This is a genomic window from Streptomyces sp. NPDC057136, from assembly GCF_042670885.1.
GTDB lineage: Bacteria > Actinomycetota > Actinomycetes > Streptomycetales > Streptomycetaceae > Streptomyces.
The window spans coordinates 236,002-247,994 of the sequence record NZ_JBHUUV010000009.1 but is presented as its reverse complement, the minus strand read 5'-3'; the positions used below and the strand labels follow the sequence as shown (position 1 = coordinate 247,994).

General features: G+C 69.2%; 8 protein-coding genes. 5 read left to right on the top strand and 3 right to left on the bottom strand.

All coding sequences use genetic code 11. The features are described 5' to 3' along the window. The first annotated feature begins 264 nt into the window (after positions 1–264). Complete coding sequence (locus tag ACFT7S_RS14820; protein ID WP_382731340.1) at positions 265–621, top strand: DUF805 domain-containing protein; 357 nt, start codon at positions 265–267, stop codon at positions 619–621. 91 nt (positions 622–712) lie between these two features. Here the strand turns inward: ACFT7S_RS14820 and ACFT7S_RS14815 are convergent, their stop codons facing one another. The 3 genes from ACFT7S_RS14815 to ACFT7S_RS14805 form a co-directional block, all read right to left on the bottom strand. Then, positions 713–1,537, bottom strand: coding sequence for a hypothetical protein (locus ACFT7S_RS14815; RefSeq protein WP_382731338.1), 825 nt, complete (start codon positions 1,535–1,537; stop codon positions 713–715). A 181-nt stretch (positions 1,538–1,718) separates the two neighbouring features. Further along, the gene (locus tag ACFT7S_RS14810) at positions 1,719–2,792 is read right to left on the bottom strand and encodes a metallophosphoesterase (RefSeq protein WP_382731386.1); all 1,074 of its coding nucleotides are present in this window, start codon (positions 2,790–2,792) and stop codon (positions 1,719–1,721) included. Positions 2,793–2,951: 159 nt separating this feature from the next. Continuing rightward, positions 2,952–4,073 (bottom strand): LacI family DNA-binding transcriptional regulator, encoded by a 1,122-nt coding sequence (locus tag ACFT7S_RS14805; RefSeq protein ID WP_382731336.1) that lies wholly within the window; start codon positions 4,071–4,073, stop codon positions 2,952–2,954. Positions 4,074–4,476: 403 nt separating this feature from the next. On the opposite strand from ACFT7S_RS14805, the gene hisC reads away from it, so the two are divergent. The 4 genes from hisC to cydD all read left to right on the top strand — a co-directional run bounded on the left by hisC (position 4,477) and on the right by cydD (position 11,939). Beyond that, positions 4,477–5,556 carry a histidinol-phosphate transaminase gene (gene hisC / locus ACFT7S_RS14800; RefSeq protein WP_382731334.1) on the top strand — a complete coding sequence of 360 codons (1,080 nt, stop codon included), beginning with the start codon at positions 4,477–4,479 and terminating at the stop codon, positions 5,554–5,556. 299 nt (positions 5,557–5,855) lie between these two features. Further along, positions 5,856–7,367 carry a cytochrome ubiquinol oxidase subunit I gene (locus tag ACFT7S_RS14795; protein ID WP_382731331.1) on the top strand — a complete coding sequence of 504 codons (1,512 nt, stop codon included), beginning with the start codon at positions 5,856–5,858 and terminating at the stop codon, positions 7,365–7,367. An 18-nt stretch (positions 7,368–7,385) separates the two neighbouring features. Then, positions 7,386–8,387 carry a cytochrome d ubiquinol oxidase subunit II gene (cydB, locus tag ACFT7S_RS14790; protein ID WP_382731329.1) on the top strand — a complete coding sequence of 334 codons (1,002 nt, stop codon included), beginning with the start codon at positions 7,386–7,388 and terminating at the stop codon, positions 8,385–8,387. 39 nt (positions 8,388–8,426) lie between these two features. Further along, positions 8,427–11,939: a thiol reductant ABC exporter subunit CydD gene (gene cydD, locus ACFT7S_RS14785; RefSeq protein ID WP_382731326.1), complete on the top strand. Its 3,513-nt coding sequence runs from the start codon at positions 8,427–8,429 to the stop codon at positions 11,937–11,939. Positions 11,940–11,993 lie beyond the last annotated feature (54 nt).

Genomic DNA, 11,993 nt, shown 5'->3' with positions numbered 1-11,993 from the left:
GCGCAAGGTGCCTCGGGCAACGCCGTCTTCGTGCGCGCGGTGGTCAACGGGCAACTGCCATGGCTTATTTCAGATGGCGTATCCCCAACTGTCCGAGATGTGATGGCTGCTCGGCGTCGGTAGGGAAACGGTATCGCGGCAGATGAGTGTACGTTTCCGCTGCCGTCGGCCAGGGCTTGACCCTTTCCTTATCTCTGCCTTACGTTCCGCCTTGCTTGGCTGAAAATGTGCCCCTCTGATCAGGGGCCTGGGGAGGGAATAGCAGTGAACTGGTACCTGAACGTGCTCAAGAACTACGCGGGCTTCAGCGGGCGTGCGCGCCGCAAGGAGTACTGGATGTTCGTGCTCTTCAACCTCATCGTGGCCCTGGTGCTCGTGGGCATCGGCTTGGCGATCGAGACGCAGATCCCCTGCATCATCTACATCGTCGCCGTGCTGGTTCCTACGCTCGCCGTCCTCGTGCGGCGGCTGCACGACACCGGGCGTTCGGGCTGGTGGATCCTGATTTCGTTCGTGCCGCTGGTCGGCGGGATCATGCTGCTCGTCTTCCTTGCTTCCGAGAGCAAGCCGGAGGCGAACACGTACGGGGACAACCCGAAGCTGGCGCCGCACGCGGTCTGAGCCGCTTCTCACCGCATTGGCCGGGCGCAGCCGAGAGCTGCCCCGGCCTTCGTGCGTTCCGAACCCCGAACGCCGCAGTTCACACAGCAGGTCACTCCGGCTGGTGCTCCGGGCCGCCGAAGTCCGGACTGGTGAAGTCCGGGCTGGTGAAGGTCGGACGCGGGCCGGCCGACGGTCCGTCGGACGGGCCGGAGAAGTCCGGTCTGCTGTAGCCGATCTTCGGGATGCGGTTCGGGGAGCGGTGCGGCGTCCGGGAGGCGGCACCCGCGGTCGGGTCGGCGAGTGCGTCCCGCAGGAACGGCAGGATGCCGCGCTCCAGCAGGGCATGGCGCCACGCCTCCCTGGCACGCGCCACATCCTCAGGCAACTCCTCCTCCGGGTCCTCGGCGGGCAACGAGGTGGCACCGTTGCGCAGGGCCGTGAGGAGCAGTCCGACGGCGGCGACCAGGGTGGCCGCCGCGGCGACCGCGCCGAAGAACCAGCCGGCGGTGATCATCGTGGCGGCGATCGCGAGGTCCGGGCCGAGTGCCTGGAGCAGATAGCCGACGAGCAGGAAGATCACGGCGGCGGCACCGGCGAGGACCGGTGCCAGGGCGGTGACAACGGCGCCTATGCCGGCGCCCGTCCCCTTCGTCTCGTCCGGCGCGGAACCGATGGCCTGGCCGAGGGCCGGATCACCGGCGGGACCGCGCAGTTCACCGCGGGCCTTCACATAGTGCTCGTACTCGGTGGCGGCGGCCGCGGTGATGAGAGCCGTGGCGTTCAGCGCCATCGTGCGTAGCTGTTCCGGATTGAGCCGGTCACCGACTCCGTCCAGAGCCGGGTGTTCATGAGCATGACGCAGCGCGTCATCGAGAATCCGCTCGTACTCGGGGCGGTCCTCGGCCAGCAGGTGCGGAGCGCTTTTCATGTGCATCCCCCGATGCTCCGTAGGGCCTGACTGACCGCGTGGACCGGGCAATTGGGCGGAAACGGAGGAGAGCCTGCGACTGATACGCCGATGGTAGAGCGCCTACGGCACGGGGTGACAGGGGGTTTCCGTAAATAGGCCCGGTGGTCGCTGGGTCAGGTCGTGGATGCGCCTTCCCCGGCCTGCTTCATCCATGCAGGGGGAGCTGGACCACCAGTAGCTTTCCGGCCATGGTCACTCCGCCGTCCATGGCGATGGCGAGCCCGTCCGCGTACACGTGCGGGCCGTCCACGACGGGACGTGCGGTGTCCTCGCCGTCCTCCGAACCGACCTCGCCGAGCAGATACGGAATGGGGCTGTGACCATGCACGACGCGCTGCCCGCCGTACGTCGCCATCAGCTCGCGCACGGCCTCGGCGCCCCCCTCGTCCCGGAAGGCGAACCGCTTGGTCAGCTTGCGGAAGACGTCCCAGCACTCATCGGCGTCGTTACGCGTGAGAATGGCGTGCACCGTGTCGTTGACGTCCTCGATGGTGGAGCCGTAGTCGAGGTACGCCGTCGTGTCGGAGTGCATCAGCAGATGCCCGTCCTCCTCGACGACCGCGTCGAGCCGGGACATCCACTGGAGGTGGACGTCCTGGAGCCGGTCCATGTCGGTCTTCTGGCCGCCGTTGAGCAGCCAGGCCGCCTGGAACGTCGCGGTGCCCGCACCGGAGTTCACCGGGGTGTCGCCGAACCGCTTGGCTCCGATGAGCAGCAGTTCGTGATTGCCCATCAGGGCCTTGCAGTACCCGCCGGCAGCGGCGGCCTCGGCGGAGAGCCGCATCACGAGGTCGATGACGCCGATGCCGTCCGGGCCGCGGTCCGTGAAGTCGCCGAGGAACCAGAGCCGGGCGTTGCCCGCTGCCCAGGCGCCGTCGGCGTCGATGAGGCCCTGCTCGGCCAGGGCGGCGACGAGCTCGTCCAGATAGCCGTGGACATCGCCGACGACGTAGAGCGGACCGCGCCCCGCGTCGGCGGCCGGCCGCTGCTCGGGGACGGGGCGCACCTCGACGGTGTCCTCGCGCCTGATCACCGGCAGATCGCGCGCGGTGGGCGTGTAGCCCTCCGGCGGTTCGGCGTCCATCGCCACGCTGCCGGGATGTGGCGAGCGCGGGGGCACGGGCGTCTGCGCATACGGCGGAACGCGAAAGTCACGCAACGTCGCCGTCCGCACCACGGGTTCCTGACCGGCCCCCTGAGTCATCGACCCCTCCACCACCGTCGCGCCGCCGTACACCTGACGGGCCTTGCCTGGTAGAGGTGGTCCGCGGTGTCGTGCGCCCATCATAGGAATGCGGATCGTGCTCTGTGACGCACCAGGGGTGGTGAATCCGCGCGCACGTACGGTTCGCCGGTCGATTGGTCCGGATTGTTGCGATCAGTCCCCGACCGGGGAGCGTGGAGCGCTGACCGTGGTGCGTGGCGGGCGGCGCTGTGACGAGGTCCGGACGATGAGCTCGGTCGGTATTACCTGTTCGAGGGGCCCGTCGTGTTCGACGCCCTCGATGGCGTCGATGAGGAGCTGGACGACTGCCGTGCCGATTCTGCGCGGCTTCAGGGAGAGCGTGGTGATGGGTGGTTCGGTGCTCGCGTACACGGTGGACTCGCTGCAGCAGATCAGCAGCAGGTCCTCGGGGACGCGCAGACCGTACCGGCGGGCGGCCGCCAGCAGATCCGTCCCGTTGGGGTCGAAGAGTCCGTACACGGCGTCGGGCCGGTCCGGGCGGGCCAGGAGGCGGTCGGCCGCCACTGCGCCCGCGCACGGGTCGTGGGCCGGATAGGACTCGTACACCGGGTCCTGGCCCACGCGCTCGCACCAGTGGAGGTAGGCGGTGGTGGAGAGCCGGGTGTACGTGTCGGTGGTGGTGCCGGTCAGCAGGCCGATGCGGCGGGCTCCGGCGGCGGCGAGATGGTCGAGGAGGTCGAAGACGGCGGCCCGGTGGTCGTTGTCGACCCAGGCGGTGACTGGAAGCGACCCGGCCGGGCGGCCGTCCGAGACGACCGGCACGCCCTGGCGCACGAGTTCGGTGACGACCGGGTCCTGGTCGGAGGGGTCGATGACGACGGTGCCGTCCAGTGCGACGTTGGACCAGACGTCGACGGTGCTGTGGCGGGAGGTGGCGGGGAGGATGACGAGGGCGTAGCCGCGGGCGAGCGCCGCGGATGTGGCGGCTCTGGCCATCTCGGCGAAGTACGCGAATTCGGTGAAGGTGAAAGGTTCATCCCCGTACGTGGTCACGGTCAGGCCGATCAGACCCGACTTGCCCGTACGGAGGGTTCGGGCCGCGGCGGACGGGCGATAGCCCAGACGCTCGGCGACCTCGCGGACATGGCGGCGGGTGGCGTCCGGGAGCCTGCCCTTGCCGTTGAGCGCGTCGGAGACGGTCGTGATGGAGACCCCGGCCGCGGCGGCTACATCCCGGATACCCGCCCGTCCTTGCCGGCCGTTGCGCCGGGGCGTCTCTGTCCGGCTCACCTGGTGCTTCCCTGCTGCTGTCATGGCGAGCCGATAGTAGGGCTCGGACGGGTGGTTGGGCCGGTCGCATATTCACCCGTCAACAGGCACGTTTCTGCATGATCATAAAGCGCTAAATGCCTTGGAAATCAAGGGAGTTGGCGGGTCGAACGCAAGTGTGTCATGTGTCGAAGTGGATGGGCCTGGTAAATGACCGATGTCTCGAAGAGGTCTCAACTCACCTCTTCGAGGGATGCGCGCCACGGAGTGAGCCACCGGCGTGCGGCGGAATGCAAAACGCTCCCCCTCGCCGGGCCGACTCGTTCGGGACCATTCCGTGCGCTTCCCGGCACAGGGGACGAATCCCGGCTCCGGCCATTCGCAGCGGCGCCGAATCCTCATAAGGTGAGCAGCATTGATGTGCACGGATGGTCGAGGAGGACCTGCGGTGAGCGATACGAGCCCCAAGCTGCGCGCCGAGCTGGACGGCGTGCCCGCCTATGTGCCGGGCAAACCGGCGGCGGCCGGCGGACCGGTCGCCTTCAAGCTTTCCTCCAACGAGAACCCGTTTCCGCCGCTGCCGGGCGTGATGGAGTCCGCGCTCGCCGCTGCCGCGAACTTCAACCGCTACCCGGACATGGCCTGCACCGGGCTGATGAATGAGCTGGCCGACCGGTTCGGTGTGCCTGTCTCGCACCTGGCCACCGGCACCGGCTCGGTCGGGGTGGCGCAGCAGCTGCTCCAGGCCACGTCGGGCCCGGGGGACGAGGTCATCTATGCCTGGCGCTCCTTCGAGGCGTACCCGATCATCACGCAGGTCAGCGGCGCGACCTCGGTGAAGGTGCCGCTGACCGACGGTGATGTGCACGATCTGGACGCGATGGCAGACGCGATCACCGACCGGACGCGCCTGATCTTCGTCTGTAATCCGAACAACCCGACAGGCACGGTGGTCCGCAGGGCCGAGCTCGAGCGGTTCCTGGACCGGGTGCCGAGCGATGTGCTGGTGGTGCTCGACGAGGCGTACAAGGAGTTCATCCGGGACGTCGAGGTGCCGGACGGCATCGAGATCTACCGGGACCGGCCCAACGTCGCGGTGCTGAGGACCTTCTCCAAGGCGTACGGCCTGGCCGGCCTGCGCGTCGGGTTCGCGGTGGCGCATGAGCCGGTTGCGGCCGCGCTGCGGAAGACGGCCGTCCCCTTCGGGGTCAGCCAGCTCGCACAGGACGCGGCCGTCGCCTCGCTCCGCGCCGAGGACGAGCTGATGGGGCGGGTAGGCACGCTGGTCTGCGAGCGCATCCGGGTGTACGAGGAGCTGGTGCGACAGGGCTGGACCGTTCCGGAGTCCCAGGCCAACTTCGTCTGGCTGCGGCTCGGGGACCGTACGGTCGACTTCGCGGCGGCGTGCGCGCGGGCCGGTGTGGTGGTCCGGCCGTTCGCGGGTGAGGGAGTGCGGGTCACGATCGGGGAGTCCGAGGCCAATGACGTGTTCCTCAAGGTGACGGAGTCGTACCGCCAGGAGTGGTGAGCGGCGGGCGCGGCCGCTGCGGATCCTTCCGGCCGTAGCCGTTCCGACGTTCCTGTGTGGGCCGGTGGCCCCGGACCTCGACTGCCGAGGTCCGGGGCCACCGTGCTGTGCGGTGCCGGGGGCCCGGCTGTCCGGATGGTCCGGGAAGGCCCCCCCGATCGAACGTTCCGAAAGCGTGTGCGCCATAATGCTTGTGAATGTGAACGCGTTCACAAGCGTGTCCCGGTTCCTCCCCTGATCAGGGGATAAAGAGGGGCAAGGTGCCCCTGTGAACACGGCCCCGTAAGGAGAACGACGACGTGGACCTGGCTCTGGCGCCGGAAACCCTGGCGCGATGGCAATTCGGCATTACGACCGTCTACCACTTCCTGTTCGTCCCTCTGACGATCTCCCTCGCCGCGCTCACCGCCGGCCTGCAGACCGCCTGGGTGCGGACCAACAACGAGAAGTACCTCAGAGCCACGAAGTTCTGGGGGAAGCTCTTCCTGATCAACATCGCCATGGGTGTCGTCACCGGCATCGTCCAGGAGTTCCAGTTCGGCATGAACTGGTCGGACTACTCCCGTTTCGTCGGCGACATCTTCGGTGCCCCGCTCGCCTTCGAGGCGCTGATCGCGTTCTTCTTCGAGTCCACCTTCATCGGGTTGTGGATCTTCGGCTGGGACAAGCTGCCGAAGAAGATCCATCTCGCCTGCATGTGGATGGTCTCCATCGGCACCATCCTCTCCGCGTACTTCATCCTGGCGGCCAACTCCTGGATGCAGCACCCGGTCGGCTATCGCATAAACGAGGAACGCGGCCGCGCGGAGCTCACCGACTTCTGGCGTGTGCTCACGCAGAACACCGCGCTCACCCAGTTCTTCCACACCATCACGGCCGCGTTCCTCGTCGGCGGCGCCTTCATGGTCGGCATCGCCGCGTTCCACCTGGCCCGCAAGAAGCACATCCCCGTCATGCGGACGTCCCTGCGGCTCGGGCTCGTCACCGTCGTGATCGCCGGCATGCTGACCGCCGTCAGCGGTGACCGGCTGGGCAAGGTGATGTTCAAGCAGCAGCCGATGAAGATGGCCGCCGCCGAGGCGCTGTGGGACGGGCAGAATGCCGCGCCCTTCTCGATCTTCGCGTACGGAGATGTCAGCAAGGGCCACAACTCCGTGGAGATCTCGATCCCCGGGGTGCTGTCCTTCCTCGCCGACGACACCTTCGACTCGTACGTCCCCGGCATCAACGACATCAACAAGGCCGAGCAGGAGAAGTACGGCCCCGGCGACTACCGGCCCAACATTCCGGTCGCCTTCTGGAGCTTCCGCTGGATGATCGGCTTCGGCATGGCGTCCTTCGGCCTCGGTCTGCTCGGACTGTGGCTGACCCGGAAGAAGTTCATGCTGCCGGCGGCGATGCGGACCGGTGAGGATGAGGTGCCCAATCTGGTCCTGTTCAGGAACAAGGCGCTGAGTCCCAAGCTCACCAAGCTCTACTGGCTCGTCGCCCTGTGGACCCTGCTCTTCCCGCTGATCGCCAACTCCTGGGGTTGGATCTTCACCGAGATGGGGCGTCAGCCCTGGGTCGTCTACGGCGTGCTCCAGACCCGCGACGCGGTCTCCCCCGGTACCTCGCAGGGCGAGGTAATCCTCTCGATGACCGTCTTCACCCTGCTCTACGCGGTGCTCGCCGTGATCGAGGTCAGACTGCTCGTGAAGTACATCAAGGCCGGACCGCCGGAACTCACGGAGGCCGACCTCAACCCGCCCACCAAGATCGGCGGTCATGACGACCAGGACGCCGACCGCCCGATGGCCTTCTCCTACTGAGAGCAGAGGAGCTGAGAGATGGAACTCCACGACGTCTGGTTCGTACTCATCGCCGTCCTCTGGATCGGCTACTTCTTCCTGGAGGGATTCGACTTCGGTATCGGTGTCCTCACCAAGGTGCTGGCCCGCGACCGCAAGGAACGCCGGGTACTGATCAACACGATCGGTCCCGTATGGGACGGCAACGAGGTCTGGCTGCTCAGCGCGGGCGGCGCGACCTTCGCCGCCTTCCCCGAGTGGTACGCCACGCTCTTCTCCGGGTTCTACCTGCCGCTGCTGATCATTCTGCTCTGCCTGATCGTGCGCGGAGTCGCCTTCGAGTACCGGTCGAAGCGGCCCGAGGAGAAGTGGCAGACCAACTGGGAACACGCGATCTTCTGGACCTCGCTGATCCCGGCCGTGCTCTGGGGCGTGGCCTTCGGCAACATCGTGCGCGGCGTGAAGATCGATGCCGACATGGAGTACGTCGGTAATTTCTGGGACCTGCTCAACCCGTACGCCCTCCTCGGCGGACTGGTCACGCTCTTCCTCTTCACCTTCCACGGCACGGTGTTCGCCGGGCTCAAGACGGTCGGAGACATCAGGGAACGGGCCCGCAAGCTGGCACTCAAGCTGGGACCGGTCACCGCGGTCCTCGCGCTGGTCTTCCTGATCTGGACCCAGGTGGACAACGGTGACAGCTGGAGCCTGCTGGCCATGATCGTCGCGGCCGGGGCGCTGGTCGCCGCGATCGTCGCGGTCGCGGCCGGGCGCGAGGGCTGGTCGTTCGCGCTCTCGGGCCTGACCATCGTGGCCGCGGTCGCCATGCTGTTCCTGACGCTCTTCCCGAACGTCATGCCGTCCTCGCTGAACGACGCCTGGAACCTCACGGTCACCAACGCCTCGTCCACCCCGTACACCCTGACGATCATGACCTGGTGCGCGGGCATCGCCACTCCCCTCGTCCTGCTCTACCAGAGCTGGACCTACTGGGTGTTCCGCAAGCGCATCGGTACCCAGCACATCGCCGACGTGCACTGATCGCACCGGCCGCAGCGAGCTCTCTGGGGGCTGTTTCACGTGAAACCGATCGACCCGCGTCTGCTCCGGTACGCCCGGGCCACCCGCCTCTTCCTGGCTGCCGTGGTGGCACTCGGGCTCGTCGGGGCGGCGCTGGTGATCGCCCAGGCGATGCTCATCGCCGAAGTGGTGGTGGGCGGATTCGAGGAGGGCCTGTCCCTTCCCGGACTCCGCACACCCCTGCTGCTGCTCGCCGCGGTCGCGGTGGGCCGCGCCCTGGTGGCCTGGCTCACCGAACTCGCCGCGTACCGCGCCGGTGCGGCGGTCAAGTCCGAGCTGCGCGGCCGGCTCATGGAGCGGGCCGCGCAGCTCGGCCCCGACTGGCTGAGCGGTCAGCGCACCGGCTCGCTGGTGGCGCTCGCCACCCGGGGCGTCGACGCGCTCGACGACTACTTCGCGCGCTATCTGCCACAGCTGGGGCTCGCTGTGGTGGTGCCGCTCGCGGTCCTGGCCAGGATCGTCACGGAGGACTGGGTCTCCGCCGCGATCATCGTGGTCACACTGCCGCTCATCCCGCTCTTCATGATTCTGATCGGCTGGGCCACACAGTCCCGGATGGACCGTCAGTGGCGGCTGCTCTCGCGGCTCTCGGGGCACTTTCTCGATGTGGTCGCCGGACTTCCGACGCTGAAGGTCTTCGGGCGCGCCAAGGCGCAGGCCGAATCGATCCGCACCATCACCTCGCAGTATCGGCAGGCCACCCTGCGGACCCTGCGGGTCGCGTTCCTGTCGTCCTTCGCCCTGGAACTCCTGGCGACCCTGTCGGTGGCCCTGGTCGCCGTGACCATCGGGATGCGGCTCGTCCACGGCGAACTGGACCTCTACACCGGTCTGGTGATCCTCATCCTGGCGCCGGAGGCGTATCTGCCCATCCGGCAGGTCGGGGCGCAGTACCACGCGGCCGCGGAGGGACTCTCCGCCGCGGAGGAGATCTTCTCGGTCCTGGAGACCGAGCCCCGGGCGGCCGGCACACAGGACGTCCCCGCGACGCCGAGGCTGGAGCTCGACGGGGTGACGGTCCGCCACCCGGGCCGTACCGAACCCTCGCTGGACGATGCCTCCCTGGTGGTGGAGCCGGGTGAGACCGTCGCCCTCGTCGGCCCCAGCGGAGTCGGCAAGTCCACGCTCCTCCATGTGGTGCTGAGCTTCGCGGTGCCCGACGAGGGACGCATACGGATCGGCGGGACCGATCTGGCCGAGCTCTCCCCGGAACGCTGGCGCGAACAGATCGCCTGGGTGCCGCAGCGTCCGCATCTCTTCGCCGGCACGATCGCCGAGAACGTACGGCTGGCCCGCCCTGACGCGGACGACGAAGCGGTATCGGCGGCGCTGCGGGACGCGGGCGCGTCCGGCTTCGTCGCGGACCTCCCGGAGGGTGCGCGGACGCTGCTCGGTGAGGACGGTGCCGGGCTCTCGGCGGGGCAGCGGCAGCGGCTCGCCCTGGCCCGCGCGTTCCTCGCCGACCGGCCGCTGCTCCTGCTCGACGAGCCGACCGCGAGCCTCGACGGCGAGACGGAGGCGGGGATCGTCGAGGCGGTACGGAGACTGGCGGCGGGACGGACCGTACTCCTCGTCGTCCACCGTCCGGCGCTGCTGTCGGTTGCCGACCGTGTGGTGACGCTGGAGCCGCGGGAAGCGCGAAGCCGCGCAGACGTAGCCGTGGACGCGGGGCGCCCGATGGTGCCGCGGCCCGGGGGGCCGGCCCCTGCCTCGTCTGCTTCGTCCGGTGAGCCGGACGGCACGGGGGAGATCCTCAAGGACACCGCTCCGAGGGCGGGGCACGTCCTGGCCCGGGTCCGGGAGGCCGCCGGTGCGCAGCACCGGAAGCTGGGGCTGGCCCTGCTGCTGGGCAGCCTCGCCGTGGGCTCGGCCGTCGGGCTGATGGCCGTGTCGGGGTGGTTGATCTCCCGCGCCTCCGAACAGCCGCCGGTGCTCTATCTGATGGTCGCCGTCACCGCGACCCGCGCCTTCGGTATCGGCCGCGCGGTCTTCCGGTACGCCGAGCGCCTCGTCTCGCACGACGCGGTGCTCAGGATGCTCGCGGAGCTGCGGGTCGCCGTGTACCGGGGACTGGAGCGGATCGCTCCGGCCGGTCTGCGTACGACGCGGCGCGGCGACCTGCTGTCACGCCTCGTGGCCGATGTGGACGCGCTGCAGGACTACTGGCTGCGCTGGCTGCTGCCCGTGGGGACCGCGGTCGTCGTCGGTACCGCGGCTGCCGGATTCACCGGCTGGCTGCTCCCGGAGGCGGGCGTCGTCCTCGCCGTCGGCCTTCTCCTCGCCGGGGTGGGCGTGCCCCTGGTCAGCGGGGCGTGTGCCCGTCACGTGGAACGCCAACTGGCGCCCGCGCGGGCCATGCTGGCCACCCGGGTCACCGATCTGCTCAGCGGGACGGCCGAACTGACCGTCGCCGGCGCGCTGCCCGCCCGTAGCCGGCAGGTGCGCGAGGCGGACGGCGTCCTCACCCGGATCGCCTCCCGTGCGGCGACCGCGACCGCGCTCGGCGGCGGGCTCTCCGCCCTGATCTGCGGCCTCACGGTGGTCGGTGCCGCACTCGTCGCCCTCCCGGCGGTGCACGACGGACGGCTGGCGGGCGTGGCGCTCGCGGTGGTGGTGCTGACCCCGCTGGCGGCCTTCGAGGCGGTGACGGGGCTGCCGCTCGCCGTGCAGTACCGCCAACGCGTGAAGCGGAGCGCGGAGCGCGTGTACGAGGTGCTGGACGCCCCGGTGCCGGTACGCGAGCCCGTCAGCCCCGCTGCCGCGCCCGAGTCGCCGTTCCCGCTGGAGGTGCGGGGGCTGTCGGCCCGATACGCGGGAGCGCGGCGGGACGCCCTGGAGGCCGTCGATCTGACGATCTTGCCCGGCAGGCGTATCGCCGTGGTCGGGCCCTCGGGCTCGGGCAAGTCGACACTCGCCCAGGTCCTGCTCCGCTTCCTGGACGCACGGGCCGGGACGTACCGGATCGGCGGTGTCGAGGCCTGCGAACTGGACGGCGACACCGTCCGGGCGTACGTGGGGCTGTGTGCCCAGGACGCCCATGTCTTCGACAGCTCCATCCGCGAGAATCTGCGTCTCGCCCGTACCGGAGCGACGGACGGTGAACTGCGGGACGCGCTCGCGCAGGCCCGGCTGCTGGACTGGGCCGATGCGCTGCCGGACGGGCTCGACACCCTGGTGGGTGAACACGGCGCCCGGCTCTCAGGCGGCCAGCGGCAGCGGCTCGCGCTGGCCCGCGCGCTCCTCGCCGACTTCCCCGTGCTCGTCCTGGACGAGCCCGCGGAGCACCTCGATCTGGCGACGGCCGACGCGCTGACCGCGGACCTGCTGACTGCCACCCGGGGCCGTACGACCGTCCTGATCACCCACCGGCTGGAGGGACTCGACGCCGTCGACGAGGTGCTCGTGCTGGACGCGGGCCGCGTGGTGCAGCGTGGTGCGTACGCCGATCTCGCGGGTGTGGACGGGCCCTTGCTGCGGATGCTGGAACGCGAGCGGGAGAGCGTGCACGCCTGACGGAGGGGGCAGGCCGGGGCCGGTCGGGCCCTGCCCGACTTTCCTCGCCAAATG

Excerpts from the sequence above, each read along its gene's own strand:
- ACFT7S_RS14815 (WP_382731338.1), bottom strand. The coding sequence starts at position 1,537 with ATGCACATGAAAAGCGCTCCGCACCTGCTGGCCGAGGACCGCCCCGAG.
- ACFT7S_RS14805 (WP_382731336.1), bottom strand. The coding sequence starts at position 4,073 with ATGACAGCAGCAGGGAAGCACCAGGTGAGCCGGACAGAGACGCCCCGG.
- cydB (WP_382731329.1), top strand. The coding sequence starts at position 7,386 with ATGGAACTCCACGACGTCTGGTTCGTACTCATCGCCGTCCTCTGGATC.